This window comes from Desulfopila sp. IMCC35008 (assembly GCF_010646885.2).
Taxonomy (GTDB): Bacteria; Desulfobacterota; Desulfobulbia; order Desulfobulbales; family Desulfocapsaceae; genus Desulfopila.
Window position 1 is genome coordinate 4,326,532 of record NZ_CP050700.1, and the last position, 22,111, is coordinate 4,348,642.

Consider the following 22,111-nt stretch of genomic DNA (forward strand, 5'->3'; position numbering starts at 1 on the left):
AACTGATTTTTCGTGTAATGCTCCAGTATTTCAGGGGCAGCATACAGTATTACCAAAATCATCAAATCGGCTGCAATTTATTTTTTACCAGCAAAAATAATTTCAATGAATTGCATTTGCAAAGATTCTGATAAATTATTGTACATTTCTAGTACACCTTCAAGCTTCAGGCTATTTAGTCGATCTCTAATCGCTACTTGCATATCATCAACAAGAATATTTTGATCGCTACTTAAATAGACAGGTGTTGTCTCTAGCCTCCCCATAGCTACCTGACATTCTCTGGCGTCCATTGTTACTATGTCGTTTTTGGAGAAAGCTAACTGTGAAAGCCATCTAGTAGCAGCCTGATTTCTTTCCTCTAGTAAAGATTTCAATATATTTCTATATGTCTCCTCAGGGTCCCATGCCAACTCATCTTCATCATCCTGATTCGCCATTTCAAAATCTATTCTTTTAGCGACACTGGCTTCGAGCTCGGCATTGGAGACACCTAAATCCATCCATAACGATAAATTATCATCAAACTCTTGCAGTTGCTTCTGCATAGTCTCGAGCTCTTCAATATTTTCGGGTTTATCTCCCGAAAACAAGGTTAACAGCAGGTCTACTTCCCGCTGAGTTGCATTAACATCTTCTTTGGACAGAATTGAAACATCCCACAACTCCTGTACCCGTTTCCCATGCTGCTTGATTTGTGTTCTGCACTCTTTAATGTATTTATCTATCTTATTTAATGTCCTACCTACCTCCGGTACCTCTATCTGCCTACCAGCTTCATTGAGTGGTTCAATAAGCCCTTCGGCTCCACGTATCAATTGTCTCAGCTCGGCAACTCTGCACTCAGCATGCACGGGATGACTTTGTAAAAATGCTCGTGAATCTTCAACGATGAATTTGATTTTTTCCCGTTCCTCTATTTGGGCAATTATTTTGGTTGTGTATTCTTCTATTTTTTGTGTTTTTTGTCGAAGCCCAATTTTTTGAAAATTCTTACCTATTTTTTCGACCATTTTGTGGCGAAAGCTACCTACCTGCTTTGAGGAAAGGCAACTTTGCTGCGTAAGCCATTCATTAAAAAATTGCGATGCTGCTTGCCTTGCCTCGGTATAGGCTCGTTCAACTTCAAGACGTTGATCTTCAGTCCATAAAGCTGTTTCGCGTTTCATGTTTTCAAGACGCTGCAGCAAATCATTAGCGATTCGACTCAGGTTACCGGCGTCTTGTTTATAGAAAGATTGTTCAAAAAATAGTGACTCCTTCTCTAAAAACGACTTCAGTTCATTTAACTTTTTCAGAGCTTTATGGGTTTGCTCTTCAAGGCGAAGATAGCGTTCATATAATTCTCCTGGGGGAAGTGGCATCCTGTCCCGTAATTGCTGAGCCTTTGCCATAAAAGAGACTTTCCCCGTATATGATCCAGCAAGGTCCCATTGCGATAGAAGCTTCTGCCATGCTCCAGTTTCAGAGCCGGAAACATAACGGACAATGGTTCTCTTAAGTATTTTCAGATCGAGAAAATTACCGGTAAAAGCTTTGCCAATCCAGGTGCCAAGCGCGATATCCTCTTCATCCAAAGCAAGCACTGCCACGTCTTTTCTTGGGGTTAAAAAAATACCCAGAACAAGTCCAGCAGATGCAATATTAAACCCAAGCGGCGGGGCCATTAAGTCCTGCAATAACGTACCCACATTAAGGATTTTCTCGACCTCAAGTTTTTCTTCTAATGAGATGATAACTTTTCGAATACCCTGATGCCTTGGGTGTAACCGTATTTCACCATCCTCCCCAAGGCTCTCCCAAGTTCTCAACAGATTTTTTGCACGATTTTGAGCCCGAGGCTCCTGAGTGGCTATCCATTCATGATTTAGTGTTCCCTTCAATAGTTCAGCTGTAATGAGTCTGCAGTCTTTAACTGCAACAGCGTTACCCCGAGTTGTGGTAAAACCATCAAAAGGGAATGGGACAATTTCAGGGTAAACTTGTCTAAAAATTGAATCACCTGCTCTGGTCAATCGAGTTTTTTCTATAGTGATACCCGCTACCCCAATATATTCTCGTGCTTTCAGCAAGTTGTCGCAGGCTTGTTTCAGTTCTTCCAGAGATTTACTTTTGTGATCATTAATAAAATGTGAGAATTTCTGTTTTTCATCAGATGAAATAGGCCCTGACAATACTGAATACTCCGCCAATATACGGCCGATCTTATTTTCACAATCCTGGAGAAAAATAATTAGAATTGGCAAATAACCACATTTTGCCCGCTTAATATTTGTCTCAAGCACCTCTTCTGCTTGTCGCTTAGCATTTGCTAATTGTTCATCTCCGCGCACATAACAATAAACGACCTGACCACGCAAATCGTCAGGCTTAATTGCTTTTAAACAATCGTCCACACTATTTTTTATCGTCTGGGCCAAAAATCCAAGGTGAGTACAACTTGCAAAGTACTTCCATTCAGAGGTTGTAATATTATTTTCTGCTGCAAACTGAGGCTCAATATCGTCTAGTCCAGCCCATGCCTTACCACGGGAAACAAATAGCTCCTCTATTTGCTCTGGAGTAATTCCAGATATTTTATGTTTTAGAAATTTAATAAATGTACTTCGGGGGACTGCATCACCGATAATTTCATAGCGGAGAAAACGTTCATTCCACTCAAGTACGCCATATTCATCTTCAAGTTCTGTGACAGCGTTCTCCAGTTGTTTTGAAGTGCAGCCTATCAAGGCTACCAATGCTGTCAGTGCCTCCTGCTGAGAACTGACCTTAAGTCCTAGTTTTCCTGCTATCAATACAGCGAGTAAAGCATGCCGGTGAGTTTTGGAAAAATCATGCTCATATTTTTGCGTGACGGTCTCGTATGATTGCGCTAGTGCCCCCCCTTGACCATACTCTTCTGAAATAATAAGCTCTTTTACAAGCAGCGAATCACAAAGGTCCGTTGCAGAAATTGACCATGGTACTTCGTCAAGCCCCAAGGTTCGCCCCTCTGCCCTATCAAAAGCTTCTGCCACAAAGGTAATTGCTGAGCGCTGCTGAAGAAATCCGGAAGAACGACTTAAAAACAGTGTTGCAAGAGGATGCAAGGGCCAACACCCCTGAACAACTACTTGTTCGTATAATGCAGTATCCTGCCACACACTTTGCTGTTCAGCAAAAGGAAACCACTTCTGGATATCAACCAAATTTTGGACACGAGAATCAGCAAGATAGGCAGAAATAAATTTAGGATCTCGTTTTTTTATTAGATGGGCAAAAAGGGTCTCAATGTTACTAGAGAGGTAGTATTTCTTAGCGGAATCATAGCGCGTTATATATCGCTGTATCGTTGATTGGCGCTCCCTAGTTATACGAGACAGATATACCTTTAATTCATACTGATTAAGACATAGTAGGGTACACTTGTCAGAATTGTCTTGAACTCCCTCAAATATTTGCTGCAAGGCCGCATCCCCTGCAATATGAGGATGCTCTGCCGCAAATTCGAGATATCGACCAAATTCATCAAAAAGAATCAGTATGCTTTGAAAAGGCTGACCAGGACCACAATAAGAATCGCAAAGCGTCTGAATGAGCTGTTGGGGTGACTCCTGGCCTACTGCACGGATAGGATACCCATTGGCTTGTTCAAAAACTTCATTAACCCATTGAAAAGCGAGGTCTTCATGGGTGGTTAACTTGTGAAGAATCGTTTCTTTTTTGCAATCTGATCCAAAAAATCTATCGAAATCAGCTTGTCGCAACTCATAGTTTCTTTCAACAAAAAGATAAGCCTGCTGAAAGCGAGGCCAAAGCTCATCGATTGGGGTTGTATCAAGTCCATAAGCATTTAACCGAATTATCACCTGTCTGCTCAACTCTGCAGCCAAATCAAAATTCCCCATTCCATTGATAGGAATGACAAGGATAGGTGCCTCGTAGGCTCCTAACCTCAGTTCAATGTCACTTCCTATGACAGAATCTGCATTTTTGATGTTGGCAAGGATTCCATCGGCAACAGGCCCTGTTGGTTCAGAAAAAAGGGTGGACAAGGTAAGGCCTAGGTGAGATTTACCCGTTCCATAGCCCGCTATAGCGAGAGTGATGGGATTTTCTTTGCCTTTCTTGGAGCCTAGTTCTTCTGTAATATTTTTAACAAACGATACGGTATCAGTTAGTCGATAGCCTCGACTCTCTTCAATGTCAGCAGCAGACACTCCATGATATTTCGGACCATGAAAGACAAAATTAGTAGCAGCCTTGTCTCTTTTGGAAGGATCATTTTCAAACCAATTAATTTGAACAGCACCATCAAAAAACAAATCACGTCGGAACTCTACAAGATCTGCAATAGTTTTCACTTCTTCTCCCTCTTTCCGGTCTAGGCTAGTTCATCAAAAAGAATTGGCCAAAAATTATTTGTTTCAGAAGATCGGCTTAAAACCCAAGGCCTCATTTGCTTGTCAATTCGAACAGCACCTGCAGCCTCCGACATCTCTAGTGCTATTTCATATTGCCGTAAATCCCAGCCAGCTATCTGCTGCAAATAGGTTTTCTGCTCAAAATCATTCGCAGTTATTTGAAACTCACCTGGGAAATGTTGATCCCATAAGGAAAGAAGAAACCCACTGTAACCATTGCGGAAACCTGACAGCAAAGGAGCAGGGTTTCGTATTATTCTTCCGTTTTCTCTGTGTAGAACACCAGCCACTTTTAAAGAGGCGGTTTCTTCATAAGAACGAATTAAAGGACCAATCAAAGAACGTTTTTTTTTACCGAAAATATTTGCAAGGTGGGTGTTTAATTCATCTTCCGAAAAATCCATCCCTAAAACAGAGTGGCCTTTAGCAAAACACTGAAACCAAATTTCAGCCCCACCACTGCTGCGACAAAGATGGAAATGAACAAGCCATTGTGTGAGGGCTTCACTGAAGTTAGGGTCTTCTAGCAACACACATCGACCAAACGGAGTAAGATCAAATTCCCGCTCTTCAACCTTAATCGTGCCAGAAACTGTGATCAGACCCATGCCACTGCAGTAACGAATAATAGCCGGAACTTTTCCTGATGACTTGCCAACCGGAATTCCTGTCTGCTCAGATATTTGTTGGTCTGCTCCCCCGCCACCTCCAGCTACATAACGAAGAAAGGCCGTTATATATAAGCGCTCTGGGATAAAAGTTTGATGGAAGGAAACAGACAACCTGTCATTTTCTATATTATCAATCATTAATTATCTCCCTTAGCCTGTCAGGGAGCGAGGTGATTTGGATAGGGAACGGCTTTTCTTCAATCGATTGTGTTTTAGTATTCAAAGTAGGACCAAATGAATAGCATTCTCCTTTGCCAAGTTTCATGAGTCTCTCTTTCCAGACATCTAATTTATCACCTGTTGCATTGGCTAATATGGTAGAATATTCTTTCATTTCAGTCTCTGCAGGCTTGAAAAAAAGCTTATGCGTAGCCATGAATAGACGATCCCGGGCCTCCTGGGGCAAATTACTCAATGTCTGTGTTGCCAATATTGCGGACAAACCAAATTTACGGCCTTCCGTAAGTATTTTAGCCAGCGGTGAATCCAGTCGATGATCCAGATTTTGTATTTCATCAAGAACAATAGGTAAAGGCCTTTCCTCAGCGCCCTGACTTCTCGCAAAATCGTATAAATCCCATAAGATAAACTCCGTCGCCATATTAGCCAATTCTCGGGACAATCCTGCAAGTTGAAGAACGTTTACTTTAGAGCTTTGATCTGAATATATCTGTTGCCAACTGTCTCCTTCATGCCCTGAAAAAATCTTAGCCCTTCCCAACGGGGTCAGTTTATTCGCTACTGTAACCGCAGTTGCGCTGCCTTCTTCCTCAAGGTCTTCAAGGAGGCGCCCAAAATCATACCCGTCTCCATAAGATTCAACCCCATGCTCCAACACTCTGTGAAGCAAAGCTTTCTGTTGCTCCCCAAAAGAGGAATAAACTGAGGTGAAAACACTCGTTATTCTCCCAGCTACTGAAAAAGGATCCTCAATATCCTCAAAGTCCTCGATCATAATCCGCTGCTGCTTGAATGGATTTATTGGTAGAGGAGATTGCTTAACAATATGCCCTGTGGGATTAACAATATCTTTGAATTCTTCCTCAAGATGATTCTTTAAGAAGCCACTAGTATAATCAACGATCACCGAATTCTGCTTAGCCCGAGCAAGCTCCATGAGAATGGCTTGAATCGCATAGGTCTTTCCGACTCCAGATTTCCCAAAAATCAAAAAATGCCTATTGGTAAGTTTTGGATGTCCAAATTCCCAGCAAATCTCTTTCTTTACTCCACCAAGAGTTGTACCTAGAGTAATGCGATCAGGGATCTCTATCGTTTCCTCCCTTTTTCCTTCAGTATCCTGACGTTCTTGAATAGTGTCGGAATCAATCTTCATGTCTGGGAATGCTGGTTCCACATGTTCTGTTGAATCCTCCTCCATTGATTCATCGCCAGATAATAGTTCTGAGTCACTATTCATCTCTTCTGTTGATGAACCTGTGCTCTCAGTAGAGCGGTTTTCAGACAAGTCATCCTTCTGGGTAGATGCAACCATACATACTCTGGCACCATCTTCTGTTGGACATTTCTCGTCACAAGACTTTTCATCAGGAAAACATAAAGGATCACTAGAGCAGGGAATCCGCTCATCCGAAGCGCTACAAAGGGGAACGATAATTCCTGCACCTGCACTAATCACATCAATGGTCAATTGACGCTCTTCAAAGGGGAAATCCCAGCTTCTCACATACTCATAATGGGCTGTGAGACTATCCGTCCAAAATGCAACGGCCATAGCTCGCCAACAAATTTTAAACTTCCCTTCCCCTAGCAATTCTAAAGCGTGAGTAACATTTTGCTGTTGATCAGAAGGTACGCGACTTTTACTGGCAATCAAACGTTGAAGCTGCGCCCACCAATAGCGTTGATCAAAGACGCCACTACCACTTCCGTCACAGCTTGGCTGAAAAACTGTCATTAAATGCTGCAAGCCGCTATAGAGTTGTAACCGCGCCTTTTCAAGATGAGCAGAATTTTTCAGTGCTAACTTGCATTCGATCATATGGGTATACACTACCACAGTTCCGTCACCTTGAAGAAAGGCGACAACTCGCAAGAGATCAGGACGATTAGAACTACTCGCGCTTTCAAACCAGTGAATAAAGGCATCTAAAGAAACAAGCTCATCACAAAGACACAACCCTTCACCAGATACCTCAGGCAAAGAGATACGGACAAGTGTTGCCGCAATCAATTCTCGAATATGTCGTTCGCCCGGCCCTGTAGCCCTGACCAGAGATAGCCCGGAAAGCTCTCTCGCCTTAGCGACAAGACGATGAGCACTCTGCTCTAAAACATTCTGCTCCTTTATCCCGCAAAGTCTACTCACCTGCCCAGCAATTTCTTTTTCAATTTCTGCTAATGTTGAACGTTCTGTAGAAATGGTGTAGTTCAGCTCCCCCCTAAACCCTAGACCTGAAGAAAAACCAATTATTTCACGTTTTCGACCCACACCATCAAGACCGGCAGCCAGCCTCTCATCCATAGCCGAGTCCAGGCAAAATACCCAGGCTGATTGTTCATGCAACTTGTCAATCAAACTACTCCAACGTTCATAGTCCCCCTTACTGATTACAATATACTCTCTACCCATAGGGTATTCAGGGTGTTTAAAATACACCCCAAGTTCTGAGTGCAAAGTAGCTAGACGAAACCTTCTATTACTAACAACTTTGGCACGTACATACAGCTGTGAAGGATGCTCATCACTGCAACGCGGCATTTCCACAATAGGAAATTTCAACGGGTGATCTAAATCAACCTGGAAACTGTCGGTTCGCTCAACATCATTGCCCATATTCCCAACAGTTATGAAATTGATAAGCATTGTTATGTCTGCATCAAAATCATCACGACTAGCTAGCTTTAAATAATCATCAATCCCTTGATTGACGTTACTCGCAACTCTATGAGCAATAGACAACCGACAATTATGGTAATAACCGAATTTTGAAGAAGGTTCATTGACAACCTCCCAACGCTTCCTCCATTCTTGCAAATGTCTTGCAGCCTCTTGCTGCCCACTATCCAGGGTCAACAGAACCAAGGAAAAATGATAAGGAGGAGATATCAAGTTATCATCTCCACTAAGCCGTTCTTTTAAAAACGCATCAATTCCAGAAATAATTGTTTGAATGTTCTCTGGATTGACTACAGCAAGTGAAATCCCGTCTCGAGCATGTGGATAAACATCAACATATTCCTCCAGTAGACGTTTAACAACGCGAGACTCCCTGCTTTCTCTAAACAATGACGAATCAGACATCTCATCATCATTTTCATCAGATCGCAGTAAAATTTTGGCCGACAATGGTGCCGAATCCTGGACAGGTGAACCAACACAATGGATCAGGCCAAGTGATTTGACAGTACTATCAAGCCGTTTACTGTCATCTGCTACTAGACCAAATAATGGATATTTAATGTCGGCCAGGTCGCAGACACTCTCCCATTGCTGTAAGGTAATCTTTAATCCACTTGTATCATTTAAAATTCTTTGCGATTTCTCTAAAAATCCATGGACGAGAAATGTCTCACGATTTCTAAGCATTTCTAGAAGAGTAGGGTGTAACCCAGTCAAGACTGCAGATGGCAAAAACTGTGCAAAGGGAGTCTTTGAATGGGCGGCATCAATTATTGAAAAAGCCTTGTACACCAAAGGGGCAAATTGATTTTTAGGGCCGACCTGGCCGTCCCTAGCCAAAAGAGTTAAAACTCTGGAATAAGAGCGGCTATATTCTTCCCATGGTTTTTCCAATGCAGCAAAATATCCATCTTGCTCTAACGACTTTAAGAAAACTCCAAAACAGTGAGACAACTCACCTAAATCCAATTTTAATAAAGCTTCATCATCAGGATTAATTTGCTGATGAACAAAAAGATTCTCTACCTGTAATTTTTTAAAGCCAAGCTGCAGAATTCGATTAGCTTCTTCCTCATCAGAAGCTAAAAATATTTCATCATAAAACGGTACAGTGATAACAGGCAAACAAGCGCCTTGTTCTGGCATTTGCCTTCGAACTTCCTTGCTTAAATTCCACAAAGTTCTGTAGGGTTGTGTCGCTGGCAATTGCCATTGAAACTTTCGCCTAACACTCAATTCATCATCTTCTGCCTGAAATACAATTTCAAACTGGAAACCAGGGCTCCCTGCACCTGCACGCCCTAACTGCAAATGATTGAGGTAATCTGGCAATAATTTGCTCTCAATCGGTATATTTTGTTTTTCACCTTCAGAATCACCTTCTACTTCGATTGTAAGATTTTTTTCCAGAAACGCATCCAGTCCTCCGAGGCAACCGTTTATAAGATCCCGACCATCATCTTGGTCATCTAGGTCATGGAGAAACTTCTTACCTTCAATATGAATCTTTTTTAAAGCCTTAGCAGGCCCTATATTGGTTTGGGTACAGCCCTTTTTAAAATCAGTCAACACCATCCAAAGAGCATTTAATACTGCTCCTAAAGGGTGAGCATCAATCTTTGTCATTGCAGGCGGGCGAGGTGGTTTTTTAGGCCCCTTCTTTCGTACTTTCAGTATCAAATCACGCACCAGTGCGAAATCGGTTTTGAGCAACCGATTCCGGGCATTTGTCTGGTTGTGACCCACATACTCTCGTAAACAGCTTAGAAGATCTTGAACATCTGCAAATTCACCAACCTCCAGAGGGTAATCTTCTTCTCCAGCATCGAACTTTTCTTGAAACAGCTCAATTTTGCCTAAAACTTTTTTACGCTCCGAGCTTTTTAAAAAATTCTGATATGTAAAAAATGCCCCTGCATCTTTTACATAGTCTACCCAACGCTTACGGGAGCGAAACGACATTTCTTGGAGTAAAGGGAGATCCCAAAAACCCAATCCTCCATACATGGACATCAAAGCCTCATTACCATCAGGTAAACCGCTCACATCAAGCTGTTCCAAAAAGTCAGAAACCCTCAATAAGTCTCCAGCCCCATTTTTATGCAACACTTTGAGAAGCTCGCCTGCTTCTTCAATCTGCTCATCCTGGGCGAAAACCGGCTCCTGCTGTTCCTGGTACAACAGCCTAACCCATGGTTCAAAAGTTTTTTTCAACCCACTCTCCCAGATAACTTTTGAATCAACCCTAAAAAAATCATGTAAACTTGCTTGATCCCGAGCGAGGTCAACTCCAACTAGAATAATGACCAAGTAGTCATATCCAGAACCAGCCTCCCATTTCATGTTCCGGTAGTGGGTGAGTTTATCTTCTTTGTCGACCCAGCCACTCGAATCAACTTTCTGAAGATATGCACCAGTATTATGATTAGCGGAATTTTCTTGCCAACTTTGCCACAATGCCGTGCCAACCTTGAATTCAAATTGAATCTGTGCTGGATGATCACGTAAGAATTCAGAAACTGCATTTGCTACCCGATGAATCACTTGGGGAGGTTGCGAAGAAAGGAACAACCGTAGCTCTTTTCCTCCGCTCTGCCCCATTATCATGGGACGGATCTCTTTGATGAGAAAATCTGTTAACGTTCTGGCAAAAAGCTTCATCGCCTATATCCTTAAAAAGTTATTATTCCTTGTCCCCAAAGGGATTTTTGACCTGAGAAACTGCATCTGAAAGAGGGATTAAAAAACCAGCAGCGAGTAAAGCATCTTCCAACCAATTTGTTTGCAGCTCTGCAATCTGAACTTCCTGCCTGGGATAAGTCCAGTTCGCAGCCTTTCTTAAATGTGAACCCGAAACAGCCATACCATAATGGAAAAACATACGGTCAGTGAAGCTGGCCAAAGTCATTGTCTCCCCCGGTGTAACCAAAGCAAGTACTAAAAACCGCAATACTTTTTCAGACATAACAAACCGAGCGCCTGCCCCAGTACGAGGAGCAATAAAGCCTATGCGCTTTCCTAAATGGACCAAAAGATCCTGACTATGTTTATCAACTTCTGTTTCTTTAATTTTATCAGTATTTGTTTCTGGAGAAAGAATAGCTGGATTCTTTACAGCACCATAAATAACCTCGCGCACTCTAACTAAATTTTGTTTTGCGGTTTCTTTGAACGCTACATCATCAAGCTGGGCTGGGGTAAGTAGCCAGGCAAATCCGTTACATCCACCAAGCATGCGTTGCTCATCCTCCATAACCATGCTATACCGAACAGCCTGAGCACAAATACTTCTCAACACTTGGAAAACACAACAGAAAGTTAGCATTTCAATCTTTTCCATGGGGTCGATAGTTGCCCGGCAGATGTTGGCAAACTCCTGTCCAAACAAATACGCCTCCTGCCAACTTTCTTCCGGACACCAGCCGCATTTGGCATCTTGTCGACCATCCCTAACTAACCTTGGAGTTTCAGGGTCAGCAGCTTCAAGCCACTGTACAATCTGAGTTATAGGTGATGTTTTCCGAAAAAGATTTTCCAATTCCTGTTCTATAGTTTGCAAGGCTCTATAGCCACTTCCTGGCTCAAAATCATACTGCTTTTCCAATGCAGCTAATTCAGGAGAGTTAAGAAAACGCTTAAGGTTGCAAAGCTGCAAATAAAGAATTTCACCTCCACGGGCCATGAAGTCGTGATTTGAAAAAGTGAATAGCTTCTCATTCTTTTTCCTCGTTTCAATGCCTTCTAGAGCTTGATCCCAAGAAATTTCTGGATTTTTATTACCCAAAACTCGCTTCCAAATTGTCTCACCAGCAATGAGCCCCTCTCCAACCGGTAAAAAGACCTGCGTACACCAAGTACGATTCGCAGCAACTCCAACAAAACCACCAAGAAGTTGCTCCAAAAGCTCAAGGATTTGGTCTTTACTGGTGTTGTAATCCGTCTCAATCCTCTGTTTGAGGGTGGTAACTAGCTCCTCGAACCGATCCTTATGGCACGGATGTCTGGTTTCAAGTTTGGAGGAACCTAGAAAGGCAAAGAGCTTTAAGCCTAGACGTTCTTGAGGTACATACCTGAGCGGAGTGTTTATTGGCCATGCATCAATGGTATGTGAATCAGGAAAACCTGTTCCAATCTCATTTTCATCCACTACATATTTAGGAGACAGAAAAACCAATAAAAACTCGACAAGATATTCAATCTCTGTCTGGTCTTTGTAAAACCTTCTCCCGCAGAGCTGAATTGCAGGATTATTATCATCGGTTTGATGATGGGAAAGATCTGGAAAACGCGCTATTGTCATCACACCACCTGCAATTGTTGATTTTCAACCAGCAGCGACCTGGTATTGAGATTTCCTGTCCGATCAAGCTCAAGAAGAGTAAGTTGTTGTTCACTTTCTTTATTATTGTAGTGAGGGGAACGCAACAAATCAGACTTCAGTTTTTCAAGCCGATCTTTATAGCCAGGATTAAGCCGTTGTCCAACTTCCCCCATATCCCGCATTAAAACAAAGTCGAGAAATGGAATATCAAGCACCATCTCAGCTTTAGAAACCTGCTCTTTTAGAACCAAGCTATGGGTGAATGGTGGAAATTCTGTATTTATCTGCCGCCATTCTAACATGAAACTTGCCAATGGAATCTGAGCGACCAACAGCTGGACACTTTGCCGGTATCCCTCTTGTCGCCGCCGCAATGTGATATAAAGATGGCTCGGACGAATATTTGCTCCAAGTTGTAAACCTGTAAATTCTTCTTGCAGCACGTAGAGTATTTGCCTCAATAGATCGGCCTTTTCTTTTGCGCTAGGACCACCTGACTCAGAATCATGCCATTTTTGCACAGCCGATAGCACCTGCGAATCAAGAAAAAATGGTAAGGCTCTTTCCTGTTGACCAAACTCGGCAAAGACATAATAAAGCCGCCTGATGGATTGCCGTATACGTCTAGAGTTATTATCTCTCCGTAGATCTTGTCGTAATTGTCGCACCATGCTTTTTAAACCATCTTCTGACAACGACAAATGTAAATCACCAGTCTCATTCCACAAATCACGATCAAAACTAAGAAAAGGTTTTGACCCCATTTCAAGGGCTTGTATATGTTGAATTGCTTTCAATCTATTAGCCTGCACATCAAAACGCGGCCCTTTGTGTCCAAAAAATCGATTGCTAAAAAGATTATCCGACGGATGAGGAGGAGCTGCAGAAACCGCATGACCACGAATATTCCTACAATCGAGCCCACCTGTCAGGCTATATGCCAAGTGGCCGGTAATCTGCCGCATGGTTAACCGGATCCCATATCCTTTAAGGCGGCGATAGACCATACTGATTCTTTTTCGAGCTAACTGGTTTCCCTTGAGAAGAGCTACGTTTTGCTGAACAGAACAACTAGTCAAGAGGTCGCAGGTTTGGCACTTCTCCCACTCTTTATGCTCCAAAATACTGTCAAAAGCCTGCATTGCTGTGGCAATATTGTCTGTCTGTGCCAAGTTAATCAGGATGAAATTCGTGTCAAAAAGGGTGAGAGAGTGAGGATCATGACTACCAAGCCCCTTGAGCATGTCACTTTCCATTTTGGGCCAATGAACATCTTTACCCCTGGCAATCTCTTTAAAAGTAGATAACATCGTGCCGGTATTAGATATAATTAGCCAATGCTCACCACTCTTTTCCGGGTCAATTGTTTGGGCAAGGACTTCACTTCTCTCCTTTACCCCCAGCTCACTCATATCCTTAACGATATGAATAGTCCCTTGATCGGTAACTATTCTTTCTTTAGCATCTAAAGCCTGATCAAGTGGAGCATCAAAATCAAGATTATTGGCTTTTTTGTAGAGCTCAAGCCCTATGGTGGATTTCCCATCGCCAGCGTGACCGGTGAGGATCACATGTGCACCATCTGAGCAGGTCAGCTTTTCGAAGATAAAATCTGTCTGGGGCAAAGAAACATGAATAGAGCCGAAATAAGGATTTCGAGCTTGAGATTCAGCCAAGGAATTCTCATCCTCAGAAGTAGCGTTATGGAGGGTATTTAAATAGTGAACAAATGGATTTCTACAATAAGGATCTGTAGCTTTATCTCTCTTGGAGGATGATATAGATTTTACTATTGTTTTGGCTTTGTTCTCTTCGTCTTGATCTTCTGCTGGAAGGGGTGATAATTCTGACTCAATCACTTCTTCCTGCTCTTCAACAGCCCAGATATTCTCAAAGGCTTCTTGCATATCGCCAATTTTAGCAAACCGACTTGTTCGTTTGGGTTGTACAGCTTGATCTAGCCAATCATTTAATTTTTCAGGTAAATCAGCTATAAAATTGCAAGCAGGTTTTGGAGTCACCTCTGAGGAGGCCACACCATCATAAGGGCGCATACCACACAACCACTCAAACAGTGTTACCGCCAAAGCAAACAGATCTCCGCTTTCACAAAACTCAAAATCAACCTTTCTTAGTAGATCGGGGGCGGTATAAAGATCAGTCCCCATATATGAGCTTATCCGAGGATAGCAAGCTGTACCGAAATCAATCAGAACAGGATCAAAATCTTCCGTAAGTAGGATATTGTCTGGCTTTATGTCGTTATGCAAAAGAGGCTTTTCCCGATCGGGAGCTCTATGCATTGCCTCAAGGGCCTGCAGAAGACACCCTGCAACATGGCGAAATTCGTCCACAGAGGGACGTTGGCCCTCTGTAATCATTTCACGCATTGATGCCCCTTCCACCAGATTGGTTACGAGGAAGAACCTCCCGTCAGACCACTGCGATAAGGTATGAATATGGAGAATGTAGGGGTTTTTAAGCTGCTCCAGGTTTTGCCTTTCATCAATAATCCTTTGACGCGGCACCTTGTGCATAAATAACTTAAGAGCAACTTGCCTGTCGCCTACCTCTCGAGCTCTATAAACCTGTGCTTCTCGACCTTGACCTATGAATTTGACTATTTCATATACATTACAAGCATCCCCGGCCTGTAAGACCTCGTCGTTTGGGGGGGCAACTTTGCGCTCTGCTTCCTGCTCTTCGTTCTGCTTTAACAGAATCGCCAAAACTTGTTCAGCCTGCTGGATTCGCTTTGTCCGAGGAAAGCAAATCAGGGAAGTAATGAGTTCAAATAATGAGGACGAAAGATCCTCTGCTTTCAGCTTAGCCAGTGCAGAATCGGATAAACCGCCTGTATCGATAAGATCGAGTGACTTTTCAAAAGGATCTTCACCACACAACATACGATAAAGAATAACACCTACACTGAAGAGATCGGCTGTTTCGTCAAACTGTTCATTGATATAGAGTTCCGGGGCAATAAAGGGGGAAGCCTGTAACGCTTCCGGATGAAAAACGGTGTACTCAGGGGCGTGATCATCAGGCAGATAGGTATAATCAAAGTTCATAAGTTTAGGGGTATTGCCATCCATCAAAATATTTTCCGGTCGCAAATCCCGATGAACTATCACATCTTGATGAAGCCTGACTAAGGCTGATACAATATCTGAAACGAGTTCCGTTGCCTCCTTTTCACTAAACTTTTCCTTATTTGCGATGACATCAGCCAAAGAACCATCCTCTGTCCAGTCAGATACCTCTATAAGCAGACCATCATCATTTGGAACAGGCTCCACTTTCAAGATATTGGGATGAGAGCCAATCTGGTCTAGCGTTTTCAGGGTGTGGAAAGATTTTTCTCTTTGAATCTTTTGTTTAGACTCAGAAAGTTCAGAATCAGAAGGAAAGATCCTTAACCTTTTGATAGTTTGCAACTCCAACCCTGCTACTCGGGCAAGTAATTCAATACGGCTGTCAGTTTGGGTTATATTTTCTAGGATATCGTACCCTGGAACTTCCAGGGTCTTGTTTCGAGGCCCGGTCTGCCATTCTTTTAACCTTGCTGCAATTTTGTCTCGATCAGCAGCAGATAAGGTTCTTTCTTCGACATTACCACTCAACCTGTACTTAAAGAATTTAACCAGGGTTTCAGTATCAGCAAAAGTCGGATTATGGCGTGTTGTTTTGTAATTATCATCATGATGCACAGTGGCATCGAGATTAGTCAGCACAACCACAGACTCTACCCAGGGGCACTTAAGATATGGAAATTCCTTTTCAATGACGCCTCTCAGTACCTGACACTTGTATTTGTTTGATTTGTGTGGATCCTTTCGGTAACGGCCATTGACTTGCCAATTGTTGGGAGCTATATCAACCTCCCCACTCCAATGCTTGAGCTCAACAATAGTGATCAAATTCATAGATATGGCAATCAAATCACACTCAAGGTAGGAATTCGTGGCAGGGTCATAAAGGTCGTGATTTGGGACAAACTTGATATTGCTGCTTTTTACAAATGGCTGGACAATGGCAGTGAGAGCTTGGGCTTCGTGGGGAAATTTACTGGGTATTTGAAGTGAGGGGGTGGTACTGGAGGTGTCATAATGTTTCAACGATTGCATTAGGAAATCTTTAACATCCAGACAAATAGTAGGATTTTGCAAGTGCACAAAGATTTCATCATCCAAGCAAGCATAATTAACAAAACTATTGAGCTCCCGAGGTGAACCTACTGAGTTCAAACTCTCCAATGCATGTTCCTGCCCAGCAACTGCTACTAATTTCCAGAACTCACTTGAGCGTAAATGAAAAAAAGGATTTAAAGGTCTATTGCTATCTTGTTTCCTAGAAAAACGACTGAAATATTTTGAAAACAAATCCTTAAAATCAGAATCAAAGAATATCCTATTATCTAAGTAGACTCCTTGTTCAATCCCATCTATTACAGCAAGAACAGCTATGGCCTTATGTGGCTTGTCAGTTTCAATGTTTTTTGGAACAACAGCCATTAAGAGATCTTTAAAGTTTTGTATATCCATTCCTGCACCCTCCTGATTAAAGATCGCAAATTATGCAAGCTTTTGGGCCAAAATCTTGAAAAATATCGACCAACTTATCTCCACTTTCATTTTTCTTTTTTGCTGATATTTTATCTAGATGAGCTTTTTCAATTTCATCTTTACGCAGTAGCAACTCTTCTAAACTTTCCCCTTCACTCCAAGTAAATCGTTTTTCACCCTCACCGACTTTTTCATACGACATTGCTTTCTTGAAAAGATCAGGATGGTGTTTATGCAAATTGACCCACTCAATCTTTTGTTGAAAGAAACAAAAAAAGCATCCAGACCGACTCCGCCACTCATAGTATTTTGGGAAACCAAGTCCACTGCTTTCTAATAAATTTTCGATATCAGCATAGACGAGACCATCTTCAATAAAAGGGTAAACCGGAATAATATTGTCATTATTTGATATATATCCATCCCTATCCTCATCTGCGCGGATGCCTATATAGCTGTATATTTTATCCGATCCTATTGCTTTCTCATAAGGTGATATTTTTAAAACATCGGTACACCATCTTTTATGCGGTGACGGCAAATATCCCCCTTTCAAGTCCAGCCAAGTCTCAAAATCCCGCTCGGGTTTCACCACTGTTATCTCAATTCCCAAGATCGCCCGCATTCGCTTTAAAAACTCATAGGTCTCCGCCAGCTCATAACCCGTGTCCATAAACATATATTCAAGATTTGGTACCTTGTCCTGAAGGTATACAGCCAATGCAGCACTATCCTTTCCGCCCGACAATGATAGTACATGCCGTCTATTGTCATGGTTAGTCATTTAAGCCTTTCTCCTTAGATGCAAGTAGTTGTTCCCCTAAAAGTACCATCAAAGCTTCAAGCTCTTCCGTGTCGTAAGTAGTTTCTAATTCATTCATAATTTTACGCATCGACGATTCTGTTTTTTTATTCACTGTGACCACCTTACCAGGCATAGCGCCCGAACCATCCATTATGGCTACGAAACGGACATCCTTACCTTCTTGGTTCACCGGCAAAGAAAGCTCGGCTGTAACCACTGCCTCTAGAGCAGAAAATCTTCTGGAAAAATCATGAACCTTAGCAGTGAATATTTGCAGATCGTTATCACGCCAGGAATCAACAGGGCGTTGATTGATAATAGTCCCTACTGAGATCAACCACTCATCATTAGAGGTAGATGATTTACAAAGAGCTGTTAAAAAGGGTTTCAGCTGCTTGTCTGCACATCGTGTGAGCAATGGAATTGCTCGACTTTGTAATTCTTTTTGTAATAAACTAACATCTTCCTGCCAGTTAAATGCCTGCAGAATGTTATCTGCAATATTTTGCTGCAATATCTGATCTGCCTTACTTAGTTCAATAAGAGCGTCTCGAAGAACTTGCTGAAACTTGACAACCTGCTCTGGGTCCATCTCTTTACTATCTGAGAAAGCTCCACACCCCAAAGCCTCAGGCAAATCGGAAAACAAAAGGGTTATCGGATCCTTGGCAGCCAACAGTACCCGGCGAGCAGCCTGTGCATGTTTGCTAATTGTTTTGGTTTGTTTGACATAATCACTTAAAGTATTGGCGAACTGTACTAGAGGCCCAACAACACTTACCATGTCTGCATTTCTGATTTTTTGCCCTGCTGCGGGGCTAGTATTAAGGAGCTTTCGGTAAACTTGAAAAATTTCTCCTCGAATACCGGTAGAAGCAAACCGCTTGACCGTAAAGAGTTCTGGTCTCTTAACCATCAGCTCCATTTCATCACAGGTCAAAGCAGGAAGAAAACGTCCCTCTCTATACAAAGCGAGTTCATCAGCCTCCACCAACAAGTAAAGGCAAAGGAAAATTGGAACCGGGCCATATTTCATACCAACAGGTGCTTGCTGCAACTCCCGAACCATAGAGCTAACAGGTAGCTCACTCTCTTCTGCCTTCTGAATCAACTCATCCAAGGCATTCCAAGCCGGGAAATAGGTAGAACTTTCTGTAGGAGGTAGGAATCCCCAGGAACCACCTATTTGCTTGTGTACTCTGCCACTGAGCAACATCGTACGATAAATGGCCACTTCCGGCCCTGTGCCGCTCATACCAAGCATCTGTTCCTCTGCTCCCAAAATCATCGCATCAATAACTTCCCGCCTAGCTCGGGCTGTGGCAGAAGACAGGTTGTTACGATTAATGAGTTCATTACGAACTGTTGGGCAATCGGAATATACTGCATCGCACACAGTACTTATCTGGCGAGAAAGAGCTCGGTGAGAAGGAATTTCAACAGACTGCCCCTGTACAAACCAAAGCAGCGAATTACTTCCGTGGGAATATTCCTGATCAATAAGTTTTGCGAGTTTTTTAGTAGCTATTTGAGCCCGGTATCTTGCCTCTTTTCGAGCCACACTATCTCGAGCAAGCTCAGAGGACTCGGCAATCATTTTATTTATAGATGCTGCTTCAATAATGGCTTGTAGTATTTGTTTTTCGCTTGGTGCGTATGCAACCAGAACGGGTCTACCATCATCAGTTTTGGTAGGAATCAATTCTGGTGATTCGGCCTCACCAAAGCACTGTAGTAAAAGTCCGTCCGCATCCGGAGACTCACATTGTATGTTTTCTTGCAAACCAGCTAATGAAATCCAACGCCGTTCAAAATGGCGAACACTACCTGTTTCATATGAATGGCGAGCAGCGACAATTGGTATCAGAGGTGCTGTTTGCGTAAGCATCTCGTCTAAAGCTATGCCCGTTAGTTTTGTTCGATAAGTTTCCAGGGCTTCATCAAAATCAATATCGGTACCTTCCCAAAGCCGAAATTCATCTGCATATTCTCGATATATTAAAAGTCCTTTCCGCGACAGCTTCTCCAAAATATTCAAAGTATCATCCCTGGAAAGACATTCTTCTCCAGGACAGGAACAAGCAAAAACAACAATCTCTCTGGAAGCTCGTAGACCTGCAGGTTGAGCTAAGAGATTTAATAAGGCAATGACCTTTAACACCTCCCTTTCTTTTCTCGGGAAATGGCTGGTTTCTTCGATAATGGAATTGACTTCGAACCACCTTTTAGATTCCGGTCGATTCATTGAGAGAGTATTAGTTACGGCCAAGAAGTAGTCATATAATGCCGCAGGTCTAAATGATGTAAGCCCTCCTTTCTCAACATCAATTTGTGTGCCTTTTATAAAATTGGGCAATGCGTATGGATCACCACCACATAGAAAAGAAAATAGGGTACGATCATTTTGAGCAAAACGACAACAAAGGTCGGGCAAAGTGTAGACTACCAATGGATGAAGTGGATAGCAGGCCGCAATCGAATCCTTGTCTATTATGTCTTTTTCAGGTAGTTCCAAAGAATTGAGTTGGTCAGAAAAGAAACAGGTCCAACGTTTTAATAACTGACCAAATAGTTGCGACTTAGTTTCTGTCCCCTCTGGTGAGGGACCTCTCTTTTCGCGGTAGGAATTGCCGTTTCGAGTGATCAGGGTAGTGCCGATAAATTGAACCATTTGCCGCCGTGGTTCAATAAAGGAAATATCTTCAAACCTTCCTTGTATTTTCCCCCACTCCTGGACCTGTTTATTTGTAAGCGATGATGCATGTTCTTCAAAAGCCTGGTGAAGACATACCCAGGTGAAAATCCCATTGCTCTCAGCCAGCAACTGAAGAATATAGAGATCACCATCCCCAGCATGTCGAGCCATGAATTCTAGATTTTTTCCAAACTCATCTAGAACAATGACTAGCGGCGCACCGTGCAGCCTACCAGCCATTTTAATGAGCCTTAACAGCATAGTTGTATCAGTACAATCCTGATCAATAAAATTTCGAATATCACTTTCGAGATGACTTAGCTCTTCCCTTCGTTTTGGGCTGCAAAAGACATGATTTACCGCTTGTTGCAATGCCCTAGCCAGGGTGCGATTAATAGGTTCAAATGATGCTGTTGCTGCAATACGTAGAAAACCCTGTTGTTTTTGTTGTTTCGTAAGATTAACGAATTTCTTATGCAATCCTGGGGAGCGTTTTTTCAATATAGCTGCAGCAACTTTGGTCGCCTGATTGTCTGGCCCACATAGAGACAGCAAAAAATTTACAAAAGCCGACTTCCCCATGCCGTAAGGGCCTGTCAATGACCATGCAGATATCTTTTCACCAGCAAGCGCGGAAATAAAGCGGCTAATGATATCTGCACCTTTATCGGTCATTATATATTGTTTAAGTGTAACCTCATTTTCCAAATCCCGTTCAATATTAACTGAACGAGCTACATTTGAACCAGGCTGCACAATGTCAGATAAAAGCATTTAAATGTTTCCTATAAACGAAGAGCAAGATTGAATTATTTTGTCATTTTTTATTTACAGTCTTAGGTATGGCTAGCGTAATAGTCATCTAACAATTTAAGACAGATGCTTTCTGGATCATGTTCGAACTGTAACTGCCTGTTGCCGAATGATTCCACAAAGGATACCTCTGGTAACTCCCTAACACTTTCCTCGATTCTACGCCCTACATCCGACTCAGAGAGTTTGAAGACGACTCCTGGACTATTAAAGTCATAGACAATTTTATGCAGAGACAGCGTCCTGAGTTTTGGTTGCGTTATAGCAGCATAGCGGAAACATGAAGCCATAAAAATCGAATTAGGCAGAGAACTCTTTTCTTCCACATTGAAGGTAGCCTTATTCTTTTTGTCGCCTGCTAAGAGAATGTCTAAACTGGTGAAAGGGCATTCAATCTCATCTGAATTTGCACGATTAGAGAAGGAATACATCCGCAAAAAACAAGATGCATCCTTTTCAACTGAAGAGCTGGAAAATCGATTGAAACGGTCATCTTGGCGAATACGCCCATCAACAGCCAGAGCAAGATCCTTTGCTGAAAAATTTCCACGAACATTGCCATTCATAGCTAGTGGCCAGAAAGTAGCAATAACTGGTGGAGTAAAAAGCTGCCAATGGAGCAACCACAAAGTTCCGATATCTTCTGCAAAAGGATCCCAACCTGTTTTATCAGTAAAAAGCTTCTTGCCGAAGGAAGTAACTTCCATCGGACCTGCTACTCGTAGAGGTTTTTTATCACTGATCGGGCGAATAATATTAAAGGCCATGCACCAGAAGCGAATAGACCTCACCATATTCTTACCAACACCAAGCAGCTCAATGGCGTCTGGTCTATCAAATATCCCTGGGTCACTCAAAACCCCATCGAACCCTTTTTTCAACCAACTGTAACGAGGGCAAAAGGTCTCATGCCTGGCAAAATAAATACTTTCAAACCACTCTGATAAATCTGTCGTCATCTTTGTCTCTGTATTC

General features: G+C 42.4%; 8 protein-coding genes. All 8 read right to left on the bottom strand.

The genetic code is table 11. The features are described from left to right. Positions 1-77 precede the first annotated feature (77 nt). The gene (locus GA520_RS18700) at positions 78-4,343 is read right to left on the bottom strand and encodes a hypothetical protein (RefSeq protein ID WP_163338761.1); all 4,266 of its coding nucleotides are present in this window, start codon (positions 4,341-4,343) and stop codon (positions 78-80) included. Between the two features lie 20 nt (positions 4,344-4,363). Continuing rightward, complete coding sequence (locus GA520_RS18705; protein ID WP_163338762.1) at positions 4,364-5,212, bottom strand: DUF4007 family protein; 849 nt, start codon at positions 5,210-5,212, stop codon at positions 4,364-4,366. Continuing rightward, complete coding sequence (locus GA520_RS18710) at positions 5,205-10,598, bottom strand: ATP-binding protein (protein ID WP_163338763.1); 5,394 nt, start codon at positions 10,596-10,598, stop codon at positions 5,205-5,207. The genes GA520_RS18705 and GA520_RS18710 overlap by 8 nt, the downstream gene beginning before the upstream one ends. Before the next feature lie 22 nt (positions 10,599-10,620). Beyond that, positions 10,621-12,237 (bottom strand): hypothetical protein, encoded by a 1,617-nt coding sequence (locus tag GA520_RS18715; protein ID WP_163338764.1) that lies wholly within the window; start codon positions 12,235-12,237, stop codon positions 10,621-10,623. Continuing rightward, the gene (locus GA520_RS18720; RefSeq protein WP_163338765.1) at positions 12,237-16,802 is read right to left on the bottom strand and encodes a protein kinase; all 4,566 of its coding nucleotides are present in this window, start codon (positions 16,800-16,802) and stop codon (positions 12,237-12,239) included. Before GA520_RS18720 ends, GA520_RS18715 begins: the two co-directional genes overlap by 1 nt. 16 nt (positions 16,803-16,818) lie before the next feature. Continuing rightward, positions 16,819-17,607: a phosphoadenosine phosphosulfate reductase family protein gene (locus GA520_RS18725; RefSeq protein WP_163338766.1), complete on the bottom strand. Its 789-nt coding sequence runs from the start codon at positions 17,605-17,607 to the stop codon at positions 16,819-16,821. Further along, positions 17,600-21,097: a hypothetical protein gene (locus GA520_RS18730; protein WP_163338767.1), complete on the bottom strand. Its 3,498-nt coding sequence runs from the start codon at positions 21,095-21,097 to the stop codon at positions 17,600-17,602. The genes GA520_RS18725 and GA520_RS18730 overlap by 8 nt, the downstream gene beginning before the upstream one ends. 62 nt (positions 21,098-21,159) lie before the next feature. Continuing rightward, positions 21,160-22,095 (bottom strand): DUF4007 family protein, encoded by a 936-nt coding sequence (locus GA520_RS18735; RefSeq protein ID WP_163338768.1) that lies wholly within the window; start codon positions 22,093-22,095, stop codon positions 21,160-21,162. Between the last annotated feature and the right edge of the window lie 16 nt (positions 22,096-22,111).